Source organism: Mangrovibacter phragmitis, from assembly GCF_001655675.1.
In the GTDB taxonomy this organism is placed as follows: Bacteria; Pseudomonadota; Gammaproteobacteria; order Enterobacterales; family Enterobacteriaceae; genus Mangrovibacter; species Mangrovibacter phragmitis.
Genome location: NZ_LYRP01000047.1, coordinates 210,833 through 229,068, shown reverse-complemented (window position 1 = coordinate 229,068; position 18,236 = coordinate 210,833). Strand labels below are relative to the sequence as shown.

General features: G+C 48.7%; 22 protein-coding genes. 11 read left to right on the top strand and 11 right to left on the bottom strand.

From position 1 onward, the window contains the following. Nucleotides 1–46 precede the first annotated feature (46 nt). The 4 genes from mnmL to mtgA all read left to right on the top strand — a co-directional run bounded on the left by mnmL (nt 47) and on the right by mtgA (nt 4,982). Nucleotides 47–976 carry a tRNA modification radical SAM protein MnmL/YtqA gene (mnmL, locus tag A9B99_RS20070; protein ID WP_064600655.1) on the top strand — a complete coding sequence of 310 codons (930 nt, stop codon included), beginning with the start codon at nt 47–49 and terminating at the stop codon, nt 974–976. Nucleotides 977–1,037: 61 nt separating this feature from the next. Then, the gene (gene arcB / locus A9B99_RS20065) at nt 1,038–3,374 is read left to right on the top strand and encodes an aerobic respiration two-component sensor histidine kinase ArcB (protein WP_064600653.1); all 2,337 of its coding nucleotides are present in this window, start codon (nt 1,038–1,040) and stop codon (nt 3,372–3,374) included. A 229-nt stretch (nt 3,375–3,603) separates the two neighbouring features. Further along, complete coding sequence (gene elbB / locus A9B99_RS20060; RefSeq protein WP_064600650.1) at nt 3,604–4,257, top strand: isoprenoid biosynthesis glyoxalase ElbB; 654 nt, start codon at nt 3,604–3,606, stop codon at nt 4,255–4,257. Then, on the top strand, nt 4,254–4,982 hold the full coding sequence (gene mtgA / locus A9B99_RS20055) for a monofunctional biosynthetic peptidoglycan transglycosylase (RefSeq protein WP_064600648.1): 729 nt from the start codon (nt 4,254–4,256) through the stop codon (nt 4,980–4,982). The genes elbB and mtgA overlap by 4 nt, the downstream gene beginning before the upstream one ends. Nucleotides 4,983–4,993: 11 nt before the next feature. Here the strand turns inward: mtgA and npr are convergent, their stop codons facing one another. The 11 genes from npr to A9B99_RS20000 all read right to left on the bottom strand — a co-directional run bounded on the left by npr (nt 4,994) and on the right by A9B99_RS20000 (nt 13,196). Next, entirely contained in the window at nt 4,994–5,266 is a 273-nt protein-coding gene (gene npr / locus A9B99_RS20050; protein WP_064600646.1) for a PTS phosphocarrier protein NPr, read from the bottom strand. Next, nucleotides 5,263–6,117, bottom strand: a complete 855-nt coding sequence (gene rapZ, locus A9B99_RS20045; RefSeq protein ID WP_036104937.1) for an RNase adapter RapZ — start codon at nt 6,115–6,117, stop codon at nt 5,263–5,265. Before rapZ ends, npr begins: the two co-directional genes overlap by 4 nt. 223 nt (nt 6,118–6,340) lie before the next feature. Then, nucleotides 6,341–6,826 (bottom strand): PTS IIA-like nitrogen regulatory protein PtsN, encoded by a 486-nt coding sequence (gene ptsN / locus A9B99_RS20040; protein WP_064600644.1) that lies wholly within the window; start codon nt 6,824–6,826, stop codon nt 6,341–6,343. Nucleotides 6,827–6,908: 82 nt separating this feature from the next. Then, nucleotides 6,909–7,196: a ribosome hibernation promoting factor gene (gene hpf / locus A9B99_RS20035; RefSeq protein WP_036104930.1), complete on the bottom strand. Its 288-nt coding sequence runs from the start codon at nt 7,194–7,196 to the stop codon at nt 6,909–6,911. 22 nt (nt 7,197–7,218) lie between these two features. Next, nucleotides 7,219–8,652: an RNA polymerase factor sigma-54 gene (gene rpoN / locus A9B99_RS20030; RefSeq protein WP_064600642.1), complete on the bottom strand. Its 1,434-nt coding sequence runs from the start codon at nt 8,650–8,652 to the stop codon at nt 7,219–7,221. Nucleotides 8,653–8,813: 161 nt separating this feature from the next. After that, nucleotides 8,814–9,539 carry an LPS export ABC transporter ATP-binding protein gene (gene lptB, locus A9B99_RS20025; protein WP_064600641.1) on the bottom strand — a complete coding sequence of 242 codons (726 nt, stop codon included), beginning with the start codon at nt 9,537–9,539 and terminating at the stop codon, nt 8,814–8,816. Between the two features lie 6 nt (nt 9,540–9,545). Beyond that, nucleotides 9,546–10,097 (bottom strand): lipopolysaccharide ABC transporter substrate-binding protein LptA, encoded by a 552-nt coding sequence (gene lptA / locus A9B99_RS20020; protein ID WP_064600639.1) that lies wholly within the window; start codon nt 10,095–10,097, stop codon nt 9,546–9,548. Continuing rightward, nucleotides 10,066–10,641, bottom strand: a complete 576-nt coding sequence (gene lptC / locus A9B99_RS20015) for an LPS export ABC transporter periplasmic protein LptC (protein ID WP_064600637.1) — start codon at nt 10,639–10,641, stop codon at nt 10,066–10,068. The genes lptA and lptC overlap by 32 nt, the downstream gene beginning before the upstream one ends. Beyond that, the gene (kdsC, locus tag A9B99_RS20010; protein ID WP_064600635.1) at nt 10,638–11,204 is read right to left on the bottom strand and encodes a 3-deoxy-manno-octulosonate-8-phosphatase KdsC; all 567 of its coding nucleotides are present in this window, start codon (nt 11,202–11,204) and stop codon (nt 10,638–10,640) included. Before kdsC ends, lptC begins: the two co-directional genes overlap by 4 nt. A 15-nt stretch (nt 11,205–11,219) precedes the next feature. Continuing rightward, a complete protein-coding gene (kdsD, locus tag A9B99_RS20005; RefSeq protein WP_064600633.1) occupies nt 11,220–12,206 on the bottom strand; it encodes an arabinose-5-phosphate isomerase KdsD in 987 nt (328 codons plus the stop codon). A gap of 12 nt (nt 12,207–12,218) precedes the next feature. After that, entirely contained in the window at nt 12,219–13,196 is a 978-nt protein-coding gene (locus A9B99_RS20000; protein ID WP_064600631.1) for a calcium/sodium antiporter, read from the bottom strand. A gap of 231 nt (nt 13,197–13,427) precedes the next feature. On the opposite strand from A9B99_RS20000, the gene mlaF reads away from it, so the two are divergent. The 7 genes from mlaF to murA all read left to right on the top strand — a co-directional run bounded on the left by mlaF (nt 13,428) and on the right by murA (nt 18,229). After that, nucleotides 13,428–14,243 (top strand): phospholipid ABC transporter ATP-binding protein MlaF, encoded by an 816-nt coding sequence (gene mlaF / locus A9B99_RS19995; protein WP_064600629.1) that lies wholly within the window; start codon nt 13,428–13,430, stop codon nt 14,241–14,243. Nucleotides 14,244–14,247: 4 nt separating this feature from the next. Next, nucleotides 14,248–15,033: a lipid asymmetry maintenance ABC transporter permease subunit MlaE gene (gene mlaE / locus A9B99_RS19990; RefSeq protein WP_064600627.1), complete on the top strand. Its 786-nt coding sequence runs from the start codon at nt 14,248–14,250 to the stop codon at nt 15,031–15,033. A 4-nt stretch (nt 15,034–15,037) separates the two neighbouring features. After that, nucleotides 15,038–15,589 carry an outer membrane lipid asymmetry maintenance protein MlaD gene (gene mlaD / locus A9B99_RS19985; protein WP_064600625.1) on the top strand — a complete coding sequence of 184 codons (552 nt, stop codon included), beginning with the start codon at nt 15,038–15,040 and terminating at the stop codon, nt 15,587–15,589. Nucleotides 15,590–15,604: 15 nt separating this feature from the next. Beyond that, nucleotides 15,605–16,234 (top strand): phospholipid-binding protein MlaC, encoded by a 630-nt coding sequence (gene mlaC, locus A9B99_RS19980; protein ID WP_064600623.1) that lies wholly within the window; start codon nt 15,605–15,607, stop codon nt 16,232–16,234. Then, nucleotides 16,234–16,533, top strand: a complete 300-nt coding sequence (mlaB, locus tag A9B99_RS19975) for a lipid asymmetry maintenance protein MlaB (protein WP_064600621.1) — start codon at nt 16,234–16,236, stop codon at nt 16,531–16,533. The genes mlaC and mlaB overlap by 1 nt, the downstream gene beginning before the upstream one ends. 128 nt (nt 16,534–16,661) lie before the next feature. Beyond that, nucleotides 16,662–16,916 (top strand): BolA family iron metabolism protein IbaG, encoded by a 255-nt coding sequence (gene ibaG, locus A9B99_RS19970; protein WP_064600619.1) that lies wholly within the window; start codon nt 16,662–16,664, stop codon nt 16,914–16,916. A 53-nt stretch (nt 16,917–16,969) separates the two neighbouring features. Further along, nucleotides 16,970–18,229, top strand: coding sequence for a UDP-N-acetylglucosamine 1-carboxyvinyltransferase (murA, locus tag A9B99_RS19965; RefSeq protein ID WP_064600617.1), 1,260 nt, complete (start codon nt 16,970–16,972; stop codon nt 18,227–18,229). Nucleotides 18,230–18,236: the final 7 nt, after the last annotated feature.

Sequence of the window (18,236 nt, the reverse complement as noted above, 5' to 3'; positions counted from 1 at the left end):
AAAAGTGGCAGTCTGTTGCCCTTACTAAGGGCGGCCTAACAGAATTATGCAGTTACAGAATTTAGTCAATATGTTTGGTGGTGATCTTTTTCGCCGCTACGGGCAAAAGGTACATAAATTGACTTTGCATGGCGGGTTCAGTTGCCCAAACCGCGATGGAACCATCGGGCGTGGGGGATGCACGTTTTGCAACGTCGCCTCTTTTGCTGATGAGGCGCAACAATATCATTCCATTGCAGAGCAACTCGCTGATCAGGCGCACCTTGTGAACCGTGCAAAACGCTATCTTGCTTATTTTCAGGCATACACCAGCACCTGGGCAGAGGTAGAAGTACTGCGTAATATGTACCAACAGGCAGTTGTACAGGCAAATATTGTAGGTTTATGTGTGGGAACACGCCCGGACTGTGTTCCGGAAGCTGTGCTGGATTTACTAAGTGGTTATGCGGCTCAGGGGTATGAAGTCTGGCTCGAGTTAGGGTTACAAACCGCACACGATAAAACATTGCATCGCATTAATCGTGGCCATGACTTTGCCTGCTACCAGCGAACAGCTCAACTGGCCCGCCAGCGCGGCCTGAAAGTCTGTTGTCACTTGATTGTGGGGTTGCCGGGTGAACAACATCAGCATTGTATGGAAACTCTCGAAAGAGTGGTAAACACTGGAGTGGATGGCATTAAGTTACATCCCTTGCATATTGTGAAAGGCAGTATCATGGCAAAAAGCTGGCAAGCCGGCAGGCTGGCGGGGATTACTCTTGAGGAATATACCCATACTGCCAGTGAAATGATCCGCCACACACCGTTGGATGTGGTCTATCACCGTATTTCAGCCAGCGCGCGTCGTCCGACACTGCTTGCTCCTTTGTGGTGTGAAAATCGCTGGACTGGAATGGTGGAAATCAACCGCTATTTGCTTGAACATGGCCCTCAGGGGGACGCATTAGGGACGCCCTGGAAACCGGCGCTTGCCTGAAAACATACTGTTATGTCATTTTTCGGTATCATGGTGGTAATTCTCAGTTAAGGAATGTTCCATGAATCAAATCCGTAAGCTGGCGCAATATTATGTAGACCTGATGATGAAATTGGGTCTGGTGCGTTTTTCATTGTTATTAGCGTTTGCGCTGGTGGTTCTGGCTATTGTTGTTCAGATGGCTGTCACTATGGTGTTGCGCGGTCAGGTAGAGAGTATTGATGTTATCCGCTCTATTTTCTTCGGGTTATTGATTACGCCCTGGGCGGTCTATTTCCTCTCTGTTGTAGTGGAACAAATTGAAGAGTCACGGCAGCGACTGACACGTCTGGTAGAAAAACTGGAAGAGATGCGTGAACGCGATTTGTCGCTTAATGTTCAGCTAAAAAACAATATCACGCAGCTTAATCAGGAGATTGCTGATCGCGAAAGGGCGGAAAAAGAACGTCAGTCTGTCCTTGACCAGCTCACTCTGGAAATAAAAGAGCGTGAACAAACGCAGATCCAACTGGCACAACAATCCTCTTTTTTGCGCTCATTTCTCGATGCATCACCAGACCTGGTGTTTTATCGCAATGAAAATCAGGAGTTTTCTGGCTGTAACCGGGCGATGGAGTTGTTAACCGGGAAAAGTGAGAAACAACTCATTGGCCTGCGTCCGGCCGATGTGTATTCCACTGAAGCGGCAGAGAAAGTGATTGAAACAGATGAGAAGGTCTTTCGCCACAATGTTTCACTCACCTATGAACAATGGCTGGATTACCCCGATGGGCGCAAAGCCTGCTTTGAAATCCGTAAAGTGCCTTACTACGACCGTGTAGGTAAACGGCATGGTCTGATGGGGTTTGGGCGTGACATTACTGAACGCAAGCGTTATCAGGACGCACTTGAGCGTGCCAGCCGGGATAAAACAACGTTTATTTCAACTATCAGCCATGAATTGCGCACGCCACTGAACGGGATTGTTGGGTTAAGCCGTATTCTGCTGGATACCGACCTGACACCGGAACAAGAGAAGTACCTGAAAACCGTTCATGTTTCTGCTGTCACTCTGGGTAATATCTTCAATGATATTATCGATATGGATAAAATTGAACGCCGTAAAGTGCAACTGGATAACCAGCCAATTGATTTTACCGGTTTTCTTTCTGACCTCGAAAATCTCTCCGGCCTGCAGGCCCAGCAAAAAGGGCTGCGTTTTGTAATGGAAGCCGCCCAGCCGTTACCGCATAAAATAGTCGCAGATGGTACACGCCTGAGGCAAATTCTGTGGAATCTGATTAGTAATGCAGTGAAATTTACCCGCAAAGGAGAAGTGCGGGTGCGGGTCAGCTATCAGGATGACCAGATAATGCGCTTTGAGGTTCAGGATTCGGGCATTGGTATTCCTCCAGGCGAGCAGGATAAAATTTTCGCTATGTATTATCAGGTAAAAGATGAACAGGGTGGAAAGCCGGCAACCGGAACCGGAATTGGCCTTGCGGTATCCCGACGTCTGGCAAAAAGCATGGGAGGAGACATCACCGTTTCCAGTAATCCAGGAGAGGGGGCATTGTTTACCCTGACAGTACATGCTCCTGCTGTTCATGACGAAGTGGATGAAGACGATGATGATGAGTTGCCATTGCCGGCACTCCATGTTCTGTTGGTAGAAGATATTGAGCTGAATGTGATTGTCGCCCGTTCTGTGCTGGAAAAAATGGGGAATTCTGTTGATGTGGCAATGACCGGTAAAGAAGCTTTGGCGACATTTATTCCTGGTGAATACGATTTAGTTTTATTGGATATTCAGTTGCCGGATATGACCGGGCTGGATATTGCCCGTAAATTAACCCAGACATTCACCCGGGATGAATTGCCTCCTTTGGTTGCGTTAACTGCCAATGTACTTAAAGATAAAAAAGAGTACCTGGATGCGGGCATGGACGATGTATTGAGTAAGCCATTATCTGTGTCTGCTTTAACCGCGATGATCAAGAAGTTTTGGGACGCACATACCGTGCAGGAGGATGGCGTGAATAATCTTGAAACTGATGATAAAAAACAAGCTATCCTGGATTTACCGATGCTCGAACAGTATATGGAGTTAGTCGGGCCAAAATTGATTCGTGACGGGCTGGCTATGTTTGAAAAAATGATGCCGGGTTATTTAAGTGTGCTGGAGTCCAACTGGACTGCACGCGACCAGAAAGGCATTGTTGAAGAAGGTCATAAAATCAAAGGTGCCGCAGGCTCGGTGGGGTTACGCCATATCCAGCAACTGGCACAGCAAGTTCAGTCTCCGGATTTACCTGCATGGTGGGATAACGTCGGAGAGTGGATAGATGAGATTCGGCACGAATGGCGCAACGATATTGCTGCGCTGGAAAAATGGGTTGCTGGTGCTGAAAAAAAATGACCCCGGATTAACCGGGGTGCGCGAATACTGCGCCAACACCAGGGAAACTGACGTCCCGCAGAGTATTGGTTTATGTTTTAACGAGGCGAGACGAGAAATTCCTTACACAACTCAGCCATAAGATAGCAAAACTTAAATTTGTTGTTACATGAATCAGTAAAATGTGTGAAGCATAGCGTCTTAATAGCATTTTATTTAACGATTTGACAGCAGTACAAAGAGAATTTGTATGAAAAAAATTGGTGTAGTTCTGTGCGGTGCGGGAGTCTATGACGGCTCGGAGATCCATGAGGCCGTCCTGACTTTACTGGCAATTGCTCGGGCAGGAGCAGAAGCCATTTGTTTTGCTCCAGATAAAACACAGTATGACGTGGTAAATCACCTTACCGGTGAGGTAATGCATGAAACGCGTAACTGCCTGGTTGAAGCTGCACGTATTACCCGCGGGCAGGTGAGCTCGCTCAGCCTGGCTCAGGCAGCGGAACTGGATGCTCTTATAGTTCCTGGTGGGTTTGGCGCGGCCAAGAACCTGAGTAACTTTGCTGTTGCCGGTGCAGAGTGCTCGGTTGACCCGGCACTGAAGGCTCTGGCGCGGGATTGCCATGCCGCGGGCAAACCTCTTGGTTTTATCTGTATTGCACCAGCCATGCTCCCTCACATTCTTGAAACTCCTGTGCGCCTGACTATTGGCACGGATGTTGATACAGCTGAATTAGTGGAAGAGATGGGAGGTGAGCACGTTCCTTGTCCGGTAGAGGATATTGTGGTGGATGAAGACCAAAAAGTGGTAACTACACCGGCCTATATGCTGGCGAAAAATATTGATGAAGCCGCACAAGGTATTGAAAAACTTGTCTCGCGTGTTCTGGTTCTTTGCCAATGAGTCGAGGCAGTAAAGGATTATTAGCGAGAGTTAAACGGTACATCTTATATAGTGTTTTGGGGCTCGCTGGTTTTTGGCTGTCATTAATACTGCTGTTTCGTATGTTGCCTGTCCCGTTTAGCGCTGTGATGGTGGAGCGCCAGGTATCGGCCTGGTTTTCGGGGAATTTTCACTATGTGGCGCATTCAACGTGGGAATCCATGGATAACATCTCTCCCTGGATGGCGATTGCGGTCATTGCGGCTGAAGATCAGAAATTCCCTGAGCACTGGGGGTTTGATGTTGACGCGATTCAGCAAGCGCTGGCTCATAATGAACGTCATGAAAACCGGATACGTGGTGCATCGACACTCTCTCAGCAAACAGCCAAAAATATGTTTTTGTGGGATGGGCGATCATGGCTGCGTAAAGGCCTGGAAGCCGGGTTGACCGTGGGAATTGAATTGTTGTGGGGTAAGCGCCGAATCTTAACGGTTTACCTGAACGTGGCTGAGTTTGGTGAAGGTATCTTCGGTGTTGAGGCCGCTGCACAACATTATTTCCATAAGACTGCAAGACAACTGACACCTGCAGAAGCCGCTTTGTTAGCCGCGGTATTGCCAAACCCGATTATTTATAAAGCCAGCGCGCCTTCAGGGTATGTCCGTGCCAGGCAACAATGGATACTCCGCCAGATGAGGCAACTGGGTGGGGAAAACTTTCTGGCAGAGCACAAACTGAATTAACCTGCAGTTAATTAATCTTCGTCAAAGCCCGCGTCGAACAATGCTATAACGGCAGCCAGCGCTTCTTCTTCCTGAGGTCCGGTTGCTTCCACTTCAATGTGCCCACCTTTGGCAGAATCCAGCATTAGCAGTGCAATCACACTGCTGGCTTCTGCTTCTGTTCCACTTTCATTGCGCAGCAACACTTCGGCATCAAAACTTTGTACCAGTTCAAAGAGCTTCATTGCCGGGCGCGCATGCATTCCTAAACGATTGGTGAGCTCAACAGTTTGTTTTACGGTCATGTTTTGCGTTTTTCCAACGTTCGATGGCGTGACTGGACGTTTTTACCGCGTGAGCGGAAATAGTCAGCTAATTGTTCTGCAACATAAACAGAGCGGTGCTTACCACCGGTACAACCAATAGCAACCGTCAGGTAGCTACGATTATTCGTTTCCAGCATGGGCAACCATAACTCGAGGTAGCTGCGAGTCTGGTAAATAAAGTTATGCACTTCGGTATGGCGATCCAAAAAAGCAGCGACGGGTTTATCCAGACCAGTCATGGGGCGTAATTTGGGATCCCAGTGGGGGTTTGGCAGAAAGCGAACATCAAAAACATAGTCTGCATCGATAGGAATACCGTGTTTAAAACCGAATGATTCAAACACCATGGTAAGCTCACGCTCGCGTTTACCCAGTAGCCTGGTTCGCAGCATTTCAGCCAGTTCATGCACTGACATTTCCGAGGTATCAACAATCAAATCAGCCCGGGAACGCAGCGGCTCCAGCAGATCATTTTCTTCATCAATCGCACTTTCCAGTGACAGATTTTTACTGGACAGCGGATGAAGACGCCTTGTGTCACTGTAGCGTCGAATCAACGTGTTACGGTCAGCATCCAGGAACAGAAGTTGCGGCGAAAATGTATCAGGCAAATTACGCATTGCCTGCTCAAAAATTTCCGGTGACTCGGGCATATTGCGTACATCAATACTGACTGCCGCAGATGTTTGCCGGTCAGATAATGTGCGGGCTAAATCGGGTAGCAACACAACTGGCAAGTTGTCTACACAGTAAAAACCCATATCTTCCAAAGCACGCAAGGCTACGGATTTCCCTGAACCTGAGCGGCCGCTGACAATCATCAGCACCATGAACAGTCTCTCCCCCAGTCTGAATATACCCGTTGTCGGTTTGCACAGGGTGGCTATATTTATCTCTCTCATCCCTGAGAGGCACCCTAATGACCGCTACCAGTAAAACACCCTTTACGTTACTGATGCAGATGAAGCCAGTGGCGTTTACGGTGTTAGCCTGCATGCATCCCCAATTTTCATGGGTATCATGTGATGTTAATTCATGATTACTGAGCCGGAATCAGGCTTCTGCATTTCCCGCATCAGTAATAATGTTAAACAGCTCTTCATCCGTTTGGGCCATACGGAGCTGACGACAAATCGTTTTGTCGGCCAGTTTTTTGGCAACCAACGACAAAGTGTGTAAGTGTGTTTTAGTTTGATCTGCCGGAACCAGCAGCGCGAATAAGAGATCAACTGGCTGATTATCAATGGCATCGAAAGGTATGGGTGTTTCCAGACGGATAAATACACCAACGGCACGTAATGTGTCTTCTTCCAGTTTACCGTGCGGGATAGCGATACCATTACCAATGCCGGTACTTCCCATACGTTCGCGGGTTAATACAGCATCAAAAACCGCTTGTGACGGAAGGCCTAACTGCTTAGCCGCCAGCTCACTGACGATTTCCAGAGCACGTTTTTTGCTCTGACAATGTACGTTATTACGCGTACATTCCTGGTTCAGGACAGCGCTGAGTTGCAGCGCGGAATCATTATTCATCATAGCTCCACCTGGTACCCTCTGTGCCAGCGGCCCGCTATCCTGCGATAACGGGCCGCTGAGATTCAGGGAAATACCTGGGTCATCAATGCTGTTTCAGTTTATCTTTGTGTTTAGTTAATTGACGTGCGAGTTTATCTATCAAACCGTCAATTGCGGCATACATATCCTGGCCTTCGGCACTGGCATGCAATTCACCGCCATTTACATGAAGTGTAGCATCCGCTGTTTGAGTGACTTTTTCCACTTTCAACACAATATAGACCTGGTTGATCCTTTCGAAATACTGCTCCAGTTTGGCGAACTTTGTGTTGACGAATTCGCGCATAGCTTCAGTAATCTCGACATTCTGTCCTGTGATATTGAGTTGCATATTGTCTTCCTTATCGGTTGAGTCAAACCAATTGTTTACGCTGGTTCGACGGCGGTATGGATAAAGACTCGCGGTATTTTGCGACAGTGCGCCGGGCCACCATGATACCTTGATCAGATAACATAGAAGTCAGTTTACTATCACTAAGTGGTTTTGCCGGGTTTTCTGCGGCAATCAACTTCTTCACCAGTGCGCGAATTGCCGTGGAAGAGGCTTCGCCCCCACCTTCAGTATTCACATGGCTGGAGAAGAAATATTTCAGCTCAAAAATGCCCCGTGGGCTGTGCAGGTATTTTTGCGTGGTAACGCGCGAAATCGTTGATTCGTGCATTTCCACCGCCTGAGCAATATCTGCCAGTACCATTGGCTTCATGTATTCTTCGCCATTTTCGAAAAAAGCCTGCTGCTGCTCTACAATACACTGGCTGACCTTGAGCAGTGTCTCATTTCGGCTTTCCAGGCTTTTGATTAGCCATTTCGCTTCCTGCAGATTACTGCGGATGAACTGACTGTCACTGTCATTACGAGCATTGTTGCACATAGAGGCGTAATGCTGGTTAATGGACAGGCGGGGAATACTGTCGGAATTCAGTTCAACTGTCCAGTGCCCTTTATGTTTGCGCACCAGTACATCCGGAATAACGTATTCAGGCTCAGTGGTGTGAATGGACTGCCCTGGACGAGGATCAAGAGACAGGATCAGCATCATCGCATCTTTCAGCACATCTTCTTTTAGACGCGTGATTTTCATCAGTGTCCGGAAGTCATGGTTTGCCAGAAGATCGAGATGCCCATTGATTATCTGCCGGGCTTCTTCAAGAAAAGGCGTTTCACGAGAGAACTGAGAAAGCTGGATAAGCAAACAATCACGTAAATCACGGGCAGCTACACCCACAGGATCAAACCGCTGAACTCGCTTGAGTACAGCCTCGATTTCATCCAGTGTTATGGTTTCATCGCCCATGCTTTCCAGAATATCTTCAACGGGAACGGTGAGATAGCCTGTTTCATCTACCGCATCGACAATCGACGTGGCAATTGCCCTGTCAGTATCAGAGAACGGTGTCAGTTCCACTTGCCACATCAGGTAATCCTGAAGTGTTTGTGTTGTCTCCCCCTGATAAACAGGCAGTTCATCATCAATGTAATCGGCACCGGTGCCGGAGGGGGTTCCTGCGGTATAGATCTCATCCCAGCTTGCATCCAGCGGCAGCTCTTCAGGCATATCTTTTTGCTCAAGCGCTTCACGGGTATCCAGCGACTCACTATCCTGAGCATCCTGAGTTTCCACTTCGTCATGAAAATCGGTTTGCTCAAGCAGCGGATTATTTTCCAACGCTTGCTGGAGTTCTTGCTGCAGTTCCAGCGTAGACAGTTGCAACAGGCGAATGGCCTGTTGTAACTGAGGCGTCATGGCAAGCTGTTGACTAAGCTTTAGTTGCAAACCTTGCTTCATATTCAGAGCATACTTCCTCAGGTCAATACGTTAATAATACCTGCCCTGGCAAAAAGAAAAACTCTCCTGATAAAGTGAAACGGTGACAGTGATAACGAATAGCGAACAAACCTGATGTGAGGTGTGCTCACTCTTTTTTACATCCTGTCACGCTTACCCTATCAGAGTCTGAACTCTTCCCCAAGATATACCCGCTTCACATGCTCGTCTTCGAGAATTTCACTGGGTGTGCCATGGGCAATAAGATGACCCTGGCTGACAATATAAGCCCGTTCACAAACCGCCAGCGTTTCGCGTACGTTGTGGTCGGTAATCAATACGCCCAGACCGCTATCACGCAGATGTTCGATAATACGTTTTATGTCGATAACCGAGATGGGGTCAACCCCTGCGAAGGGTTCATCCAGCAGAATGAACTTCGGATTAGCAGCCAGCGCCCGAGCAATCTCTACACGACGGCGTTCACCACCAGACAGTGATTGACCAAGGCTGTCGCGCAGATGTTCGATGTGAAATTCTTCCATCAACTCATTTGCCCGATCAACACGTTGTTCGCTGGAGAGATCATCGCGAATTTGTAACACAGCCATCAGGTTATCGTACACGCTGAGACGCCGGAAAATAGACGCTTCCTGTGGCAGATAGCCAATTCCCCTACGGGCACGGGCATGAAGTGGTAACAGGCTGATGTCTTCATCGTCAATGGTGATATTACCGGCATCGCGTGGAACAATACCCACTACCATGTAAAACGTGGTAGTTTTCCCCGCACCGTTTGGCCCCAGCAGGCCAACGATTTCTCCAGAGTTCACAGTTAAACTGACATCTTCTACGACCCGGCGCCCTTTATAGGCCTTCGCCAGGTTTTTCGCTGTAAGTGTTGCCATACCGAATTAGTTACTCTTTTTAGGGGCTGGTTTCTGGTCTTTTTTGTCCTGAAGTTGGGACGGAACCAGAACGGTAGTCACGCGTTTACCTTTATCACTAAACGCCTGCATTTTCTGTTCTTTCACCAGATAGGTAATTTTATCGCCAGTGATATTACTATCCAGTTGCTCCAGGTAAGCTTTGCCAGTCAGCACGACAAAATCATTTTGCAGCTCATAATGCATATGGCTGGCATGGCCTTTAACCGGCTTGCCGTTATCCTGCATTTGATAGAATGTGGCAGGGTTACCATAGCCATCAATCACTTCTTTACCTTTTTCGCCACCGGGACGTGTCACAACAACTTTGTCCGCGTTGATCTTTATGCTTCCCTGGGTGACAACAACATTACCGGTAAAGGTAACAATATTGCCCTGCATATCCAGAGACTGTTGATCTGATTCGATATGGATAGGCTTATCCGTATCGCCAGTTAACGCAAATGCCGGGAGGCTGGCGGCAAACAATGCACCGGCTACCAGAACGTTAAGGCTGAGTTTGTTTATTTTGAATTTCATAGGAAGTTCTAACCTTTTCAATCAGCTTGGCCGTTTTACTGCGTAAGTTGCCGCGCATTTTCAAACCACTGGAATTAAATGTGGTGCCATATAGCGTCACCAGATCATCGGAGGCAACATCCTGAGTTATCAGGTTTACCTGCGCGTTATCGGTGGTGATTTTACGTAACTGTGAGTCAGGCGTCAGTGCATCCAACTCGACATGCCCGTAAAGATAAAGCATCCGGTCATTGGTCAGTTTTGCTTTGTCTGCCCGGATAGACCAGGTCGCGACTTTGTTTGTATCGTATGAAGTCACTACGGGGTCAGTAAACCAGGTCAGCTCTTGATCTGAATAATATTCAACATGTTTTGCTATCAGACGATAATTGAGCGCGCCTTCTGGATTATATACAACCGTATCGGAGTGCTCACTCTGATAAGTGGGCTCGTTATCATTGACCTGCACTTGCGAATTATTGTCGGTATCGGCGAGGTTTATCCCCAGCAAAATTAAAACGGCCAGGGCAAGCAGGATAATGACCCAACGTCTGCTTTTACTCATATTGATTGCCCTGTAGCCTGCTCAAGTTTGCCTTGAGACTGTAACAGGATATCGCAAATCTCTCTTACTGCCCCGCGCCCACCAGAAATCGTCGTGACATAATCTGCACGGGGGAGCAGCAGTGGGTGAGCGTCAGCGACAGCCACACTTAAACCGACTTGTGACATCACTGGCCAGTCGATCAGATCATCACCAATATAAGCGACATCTTCCGGCTGTAACGAAAGGTGTGCAAGCAACGACTGGTAAGCGATTCGCTTATCACTTTGCCCTTGCCAAAGATGAGTGATGCCCAGTGTCTGGCAACGGTCTTCCAGTAACTTTGCCTTACGCCCAGTGATAATGGCAACTTCAATGCCTGATGTTAGGGCGCAACGAATGCCGTAACCGTCCCGCACATTGAACGCTTTCAATTCTTCACCATTGTTGCCCATATAAATGAGGCCATCAGACATCACGCCATCGACATCAAGGATAAGCAGCTTAATCCGCGCCGCTTTTTCTATCACTGAGTTATCGACCAGACCGTAGCACGTTTCAGTTACCGCTTGGGGGGTACTCATTACTTCATATCCTATTCAGACGACGCCAGCGCGCAGCAGATCGTGCATATGTAACACACCAGCCAGATGGTCGCCATCCGCAACCAGTACAGATGTAATATGCCTGGACTGCATTAAATTCAATGCATCAACAGCCAGTGTACCCGGCTTAACCCGAATACCGCCCGGAGTCATTACGTCTTTAATTGCCAGAGTATGCAGGTCTACGCCCATATCAAATACGCGGCGTAAATCGCCATCGGTGAAAATACCATGGATTGTCATCTGGTCATCACAGATAACTGTCATCCCCAGATTTTTTCGGGTGATTTCCAGTAAAGCATCGCGTAACGAAGCATGCTCACTAACATGGGGAATCTCATCACCCGTGTGCATAATATCATTAACACGCAGTAATAACTTGCGCCCAAGAGCTCCGCCTGGGTGCGATAGTGCGAAATCCTCGGCGGTAAACCCCCTGGCTTCCAGTAGAGCAACAGCCAGCGCATCACCCATAACTAATGTGGCGGTTGTGCTGGTGGTGGGGGCCAGGCCCAGTGGACAGGCCTCTTGCGGTACATGAATGCACAAGTGGATATCTGCGGCTTTCGCCATCGTGCTTTGTGGCCGCCCGGTCATGCTGATTAGTGGTACTTTCAGGCGTTTAAGTACTGGAATAAGCGCCAGTATTTCGTTGGATTCGCCTGAGTTAGAGATGGCAATAACAATATCGTTGTTGGTCACCATGCCTAAATCACCGTGGCTGGCTTCACCTGGATGAACAAAAAATGCGGGTGTACCTGTGCTGGCGAATGTTGCGGCCATTTTACGGCCAATATGCCCGGATTTACCCATTCCCATCACCACGACTTTTCCCTGGCAGGCAAAGATCTTCCTGCAAGCCTCTGTAAAGTCGCCATTGATATACTGGTCCAGTTGAGCCAGCCCTTCACGTTCAACCGCCAGCACGGTTTTCCCGGCGTGCTGGAAATCAAAGTTTGCATCCACGTTTTTGTGTGACATACCGTGTCCGTATTACTCGACGAAAGGAAAAAAACCGGCGAGGCGCAGAATTAACCAGGCAATGAAACCCGCTAATAACAACGCTCCCGCACATTTACTGATTTCACCTGAACGGCGCCAACAAAGTAGCGCAAACACCAGACTGACCAGCAATAACACGCCATAATCATACCGGATCATGAGCGGGTCGAGGTCGCTATGGTACCCGAGCGCAGGTAAACCCAGAACAATTGTGATGTTGAAAATATTGGCGCCGATTAAATTGCCAATAGCGATATTGTCTTCACCTTTTCTTGCTCCGGCTATTGCCGTTGCCAGTTCCGGCAGGCTGGTGCCGATTGCCAGTACAGTGATACCAACCAGGAACTCGCTGATGTTAAAGGCATTGGCAAGTACTGTAGCGTTGTCAATAACCATGTGGGTGGCTATCGGCATAATAATGAGCGCAACGCCCAGCCACAAAAGTGCAACGGGCAGAGAGCCTTCACAAGGCAGTTCTGCCAGTTGCTCCCGGGTCAGGTTGTCGTTTTCTTTATGATGGGCATGCTGAGCAAATTTGACTGTCAGCAGCAAGTAAATAGCGGCGATTATCAGTAAGACAATCCCTTCGCCACGAGTTAATTCACCATCCCACAGAATATACCCGGCAATGAACGTGACCAGCAGCATCAGTGGGATTTCTCTGCGTAGCAACGCTGAGTGGACTTTTAGGGGGTGTAACGTTGCTGCGAGCCCAAGAATGAGCAGAATATTTGTGATGTTTGAGCCAATTGCTGTACCTACGGCCAGGTCACCCTGGTCGCGTAACGTTGCCGATAACGCAACAATTATCTCGGGCAATGATGTGCCAACGGTAACGACAGTCATGCCGATGATTAAGGGAGAAACCCCTAGCCGATGGCAAAGTAAAGACGCAGAAAAGACCAGCCGGTCGGCGCTGTAAACCACCAAAAGTAAACCGATGATTAACAGAGACGTCGCTACAAACATGAAAAATCCTTTATTCAGTTACAATGACTGGTTCACTGCTCTGGCTTATGTGGGAACAGCACAGCATGAAACACTTGCCTAATTTTGACTATATGGCACCGAAAAGTAAAACGATGCCAGTTTTCGCTAACTGAACCGCGCAATATTCTGTAAGAATATCGCGCACAGCAGAAATCAATGCCGTGTTTAAATGTACAGGTGTATCTGAAGCTAAGAGTTTAAGGACATCAGATGAACCAGAGAGTGGATAACCTGGTCGATATTCGAGACGTGACCTTTTCACGCGGGAGTCGGCGTATTTTCGACAATATCTCGTTGGCTGTACCGCGTGGAAAGATCACGGCCATCATGGGGCCATCCGGGATTGGTAAAACAACCCTGTTACGCCTGATTGGTGGGCAGATAAAACCTGATGCCGGGCAAATTTTATTTGATGGTGACAACATTCCGTCACTGTCTCGTTCACGGCTATTTACCGTCCGTAAACGGATGAGCATGCTTTTTCAGTCAGGTGCGTTGTTTACAGACCTGAATGTGTTCGAAAATGTGGCTTATCCCTTACGCGAGCATACACACCTGCCTGAGCCATTATTGGTCAGTACAGTTATGATGAAGCTGGAAGCCGTAGGGCTACGCGGAGCGGCAGAGCTTATGCCATCAGAGCTTTCTGGCGGGATGGCCCGGCGGGCTGCGCTGGCACGCGCTATAGCGCTGGAACCTGAACTCATCATGTTCGATGAGCCGTTTGTGGGTCAGGATCCAATCACTATGGGGGTGTTGGTGAAGTTAATCTCTGAGTTAAATCGTTCACTGGGTGTGACCTGCATTGTCGTGTCCCACGATGTACCTGAAGTACTCAGTATTGCCGATGAAGCATGGATCGTTGCGGATCAACAGATTATCGCGCATGGCAGCCCTGAAGGGTTACGCCGTAATCCGGATCCTCGGGTTCGACAGTTTCTGGATGGTATTGCCGACGGCCCTGTGCCGTTCCGTTTTCCGGCTGGGGAATATCAACGGGATTTATTTGCAGGAGCGGAGGAGTAATCACGTGGTATTTCTGGATGCGCTGGCATCTCTCGGGCATAAGGGCATTAAGTTTTGTGCAACATTTGGTCGGGCAGGGATACTGCTCTTCAATGCACTGGTCGGAAAACCCGAGTTTCGCAAACATGCGCCGCTATTGATGCGCCAGCTCTACAATGTTGGCGTTATGTCTATGATAATCATCATCGTATCGGGGTTGTTTATCGGTATGGTGTTGGGCCTGCAAGGGTACCTGGTTTTAACCACATACAGCGCAGAAACCAGTCTGGGTATGCTGGTGGCATTGTCGCTACTGCGTGAGCTGGGGCCGGTTGTCGCTGCATTATTGTTCGCCGGTCGGGCTGGTTCCGCACTTACTGCCGAAATAGGCCTGATGAAAGCCACAGAACAGCTTTCCAGCATGGAAATGATGGCTGTTGACCCGTTGCGACGTGTTATTTCCCCGCGTTTTTGGGCGGGAGTCATTTCGTTACCGTTACTGACATTGATTTTTGTCGCTGTTGGCGTTTGGGGCGGTTCGCTGGTGGGCGTTAGCTGGAAAGGGATCGATTCCGGCTTTTTCTGGTCAGCCATGCAGAATGCTGTCGACTGGCGTCTTGACCTGGTCAACTGTGTTATCAAGAGTGTTGTGTTCGCCATTACTGTAACGTGGATTGCGTTATTTAATGGGTATGATGCTATCCCAACATCTGCAGGGATTAGCCGGGCAACTACACGTACTGTTGTGCACGCTTCTCTGGCTGTTTTGGGGCTGGATTTTGTGCTTACTGCACTGATGTTTGGGAATTAAGTTCATGCAAACGAAGAAATTTGAAATTTGGGTTGGCGCATTTATGCTGGTTGCGTTTGCCGCTATTCTTTTTATCTGCCTGCGCGTGGCGAATGTCACCTCCTTTCATACTGAGCCAACGTATCGTCTGTATGCCACTTTCGACAACATTGGCGGTCTGAAAGCACGCTCGCCAGTCCGTATTGGCGGCGTAGTGATTGGCCGGGTGGCAGATATTTCCCTGGATCCAAAGACCTATTTGCCCCGTGTGGCAATGGATATCGAACAGCGTTACAACCACATTCCGGACACCAGTTCGCTGGCTGTGCGTACTTCAGGCTTACTGGGTGAACAGTATCTGGCGCTGAATGTGGGGTTTGAAGACCCTGAACTTGGCACTGGTATTCTGAAAGATGGTGACACGGTGCAGGATACCAAGTCAGCTATGGTGCTTGAGGACTTGATAGGCCAGTTCTTGTATAAGGGCAACAATGGTAACGACAATAAGACGAGTGGCGATGCACAAGGAACGTCACACGGGAATAATGAGCCATCCCCGTCCGGGAAAACGAACTAAGTTTGGAGATATGTCATGTTTAAACGGCTGTTAATGGTTGCCATGTTGGTGATCGCTCCTTTAGCGGTAGCGGCGGATCAGTCTAATCCGTATGTTTTAATGAACCAGGCGGCGGAAAAGACATTTTCCAGGCTGAAAAATGAACAGGCGAAAATTCGCCAGAATCCGGATTATCTGCGTGAGATAGTCGACCAGGAATTATTGCCTTATGTCCAGGTTAAGTATGCCGGCGCATTAGTACTGGGGCGTTATTATCGTGAAGCCACTCCGGCGCAACGTGAGGCCTATTTCGCGGCTTTCCGCGAATACCTGAAGCAGGCTTACGGCCAGGCACTGGCAATGTATCATGGGCAAACCTACCAGGTCGCGCCGGAACAACCTATTGGTGATGCGACTATCGTGGCAATCCGCGTGACCATCATTGACCCGAATGGTCGTCCTCCGGTACGTCTCGACTTCCAGTGGCGTAAAAATAGCCAGACAGGGAACTGGCAGGCATATGACATGATTGTGGAGGGTGTCAGCATGATCACCACAAAACAAAATGAGTGGGGGGATTTGCTGCGCCAGAAAGGGATAGATGGCCTGACTGCGGAGCTTAAAGCCATTGCCAGTCATCCGATTACCCTGGAAGCGCAGAAATAATGGCAGGTGCTTTGCAGTGGCAACTGGATAGCGGCGTTCTGTCTCTGTTTGGTATTCTGGATCAGGGGTCGTTATTGCCACTCTGGTCACAGCGGCAGGTTGTTTGCCAGTCGTTATCTGAGATAGCGGTTGGCGAGCTGGTCAGGGTAGATACTGCGGGGCTGGCTATCTTACTGCATCTGGTAGCAATATCTCGTTCCCGGGGGCATGAGGTTGTGCTCACTGGCATGAACGAAAAGCTTGATATGCTGAGCAAGCTCTATAATTTACCAGAATCAGTATTTCCCTATACCCACTAATGTTTTCAGTGGGTTAGTTTCAAGGCCTTGCATTTTCTTACTGCAAGGCCTTTTTGCTTATTTCAGCGGCGAACACTTTCCTCTAAGATGTTTGGCTGGTTTTATTAATCGACGATGATGAAGAGCCCATGGAAAATCATGAAATTCAGACGGTGCTGATGAATACACTGCCCCTTCAGGAAGTCCACGTCACTGGTGACGGTAGCCACTTTCAGGTTACTGCAGTGGGTGAACTCTTCGCCGACATGAGTCGTGTGAAAAAACAACAAACGATTTATGGGCCTCTTATGGAATACATTGCGGATAACCGTATCCATGCTTTATCCATCAAAGCCTATACCCCGACAGAGTGGGAACGCGACCGTAAATTAAACGGATTCTGAGCTGCAACGATGCTGCAGTAACTGTGATTTTGAATATGTAGAGAGCTGTCCTGATGGATAAATTCCGCGTAGAAGGGCCAACATGCCTGAGTGGCGAAGTGACGATATCGGGGGCGAAAAACGCCGCGTTGCCGATTTTATTTGCCGCCCTGTTGGCTGAAGAGCCGGTTGAGATTCAGAATGTCCCCAAACTGAAAGACATTGATACCACAATGAAATTGTTGAGCCAACTGGGGACAAAGGTTGAGCGCAACGGGTCTGTCTGGATTGACGCCAGTAAAGTTAACATTTACTGCGCACCTTATGAACTGGTCAAAACAATGCGGGCATCTATTTGGGCATTAGGTCCTTTGGTTGCTCGTTTTGGCCAGGGGCAGGTGTCTTTACCGGGTGGTTGTGCAATTGGCGCTCGTCCGGTTGATTTACATATCTCAGGTCTGGAGCAACTGGGTGCAGAAATCAAACTGGAAGAAGGGTATGTAAAAGCCAGTGTCAATGGTCGCCTGAAAGGGGCGCACATTGTTATGGATAAGGTCAGTGTTGGTGCAACGGTCACGATTATGTCTGCGGCAACGCTGGCTGAAGGCACTACGGTTATTGAAAATGCGGCCCGCGAGCCAGAAATTGTCGATACGGCCAATTTTTTGAATACGTTGGGAGCAAAAATCACAGGCATGGGTACTGACCGTATCACTATCACGGGTGTTGAACGCCTGGGTGGTGGTGTATATCGCGTCTTGCCTGATCGTATTGAAACAGGCACTTTCCTGGTGGCTGCTGCCATTTCTGGTGGAAAAGTGATGTGCCGTAATACCCGCCCGGACACTCTGGATGCAGTATTAGCTAAATTGCGTGAAGCGGGTGCTGCTATTGAAACAGGTGAAGACTGGATATCTCTGGATATGCACGGCCAGCGTCCTAAAGCCGTAAATGTCCGTACTGCGCCACATCCTGGTTTTCCGACAGATATGCAGGCCCAGTTTACACTGCTCAACCTGGTTGCCGAAGGCACCGGTGTCATCACCGAGACCATCTTTGAAAACCGGTTTATGCATGTGCCTGAGTTGATTCGTATGGGCGCACATGCCGAAATTGAAAGCAACACTGCGATTTGCCATGGTGTGAACAAATTGTCGGGTGCCCAGGTTATGGCGACTGATTTGCGTGCATCGGCAAGCCTGGTGCTTGCCGGATGTATTGCTGAAGGCGTTACGGTGGTTGACCGCATTTACCACATCGATCGTGGTTATGAGCGTATTGAAGACAAACTTCAGGCGCTGGGTGCTAAAATTGAACGTATTCGCGCTGAATAACGTAATA

Bases quoted from the DNA above. Each gene is read 5' to 3' on its own strand.
- elbB (WP_064600650.1), top strand. From the start codon at position 3,604: ATGAAAAAAATTGGTGTAGTTCTGTGCGGTGCGGGAGTCTATGACGGC.
- ibaG (WP_064600619.1), top strand. From the start codon at position 16,662: ATGGAAAATCATGAAATTCAGACGGTGCTGATGAATACACTGCCCCTT.
- mlaF (WP_064600629.1), top strand. From the start codon at position 13,428: ATGAACCAGAGAGTGGATAACCTGGTCGATATTCGAGACGTGACCTTT.
- mlaC (WP_064600623.1), top strand. From the start codon at position 15,605: ATGTTTAAACGGCTGTTAATGGTTGCCATGTTGGTGATCGCTCCTTTA.
- hpf (WP_036104930.1), bottom strand. From the start codon at position 7,196: ATGCAACTCAATATCACAGGACAGAATGTCGAGATTACTGAAGCTATG.
- lptB (WP_064600641.1), bottom strand. From the start codon at position 9,539: ATGGCAACACTTACAGCGAAAAACCTGGCGAAGGCCTATAAAGGGCGC.
- ptsN (WP_064600644.1), bottom strand. From the start codon at position 6,826: ATGATGAATAATGATTCCGCGCTGCAACTCAGCGCTGTCCTGAACCAG.
- lptA (WP_064600639.1), bottom strand. From the start codon at position 10,097: ATGAAATTCAAAATAAACAAACTCAGCCTTAACGTTCTGGTAGCCGGT.
- npr (WP_064600646.1), bottom strand. From the start codon at position 5,266: ATGACCGTAAAACAAACTGTTGAGCTCACCAATCGTTTAGGAATGCAT.
- rpoN (WP_064600642.1), bottom strand. From the start codon at position 8,652: ATGAAGCAAGGTTTGCAACTAAAGCTTAGTCAACAGCTTGCCATGACG.
- arcB (WP_064600653.1), top strand. From the start codon at position 1,038: ATGAATCAAATCCGTAAGCTGGCGCAATATTATGTAGACCTGATGATG.
- mlaD (WP_064600625.1), top strand. From the start codon at position 15,038: ATGCAAACGAAGAAATTTGAAATTTGGGTTGGCGCATTTATGCTGGTT.
- mtgA (WP_064600648.1), top strand. From the start codon at position 4,254: ATGAGTCGAGGCAGTAAAGGATTATTAGCGAGAGTTAAACGGTACATC.
- rapZ (WP_036104937.1), bottom strand. From the start codon at position 6,117: ATGGTGCTGATGATTGTCAGCGGCCGCTCAGGTTCAGGGAAATCCGTA.
- murA (WP_064600617.1), top strand. From the start codon at position 16,970: ATGGATAAATTCCGCGTAGAAGGGCCAACATGCCTGAGTGGCGAAGTG.
- mnmL (WP_064600655.1), top strand. From the start codon at position 47: ATGCAGTTACAGAATTTAGTCAATATGTTTGGTGGTGATCTTTTTCGC.
- mlaB (WP_064600621.1), top strand. From the start codon at position 16,234: ATGGCAGGTGCTTTGCAGTGGCAACTGGATAGCGGCGTTCTGTCTCTG.
- kdsC (WP_064600635.1), bottom strand. From the start codon at position 11,204: ATGAGTACCCCCCAAGCGGTAACTGAAACGTGCTACGGTCTGGTCGAT.
- kdsD (WP_064600633.1), bottom strand. From the start codon at position 12,206: ATGTCACACAAAAACGTGGATGCAAACTTTGATTTCCAGCACGCCGGG.
- lptC (WP_064600637.1), bottom strand. From the start codon at position 10,641: ATGAGTAAAAGCAGACGTTGGGTCATTATCCTGCTTGCCCTGGCCGTT.
- A9B99_RS20000 (WP_064600631.1), bottom strand. From the start codon at position 13,196: ATGTTTGTAGCGACGTCTCTGTTAATCATCGGTTTACTTTTGGTGGTT.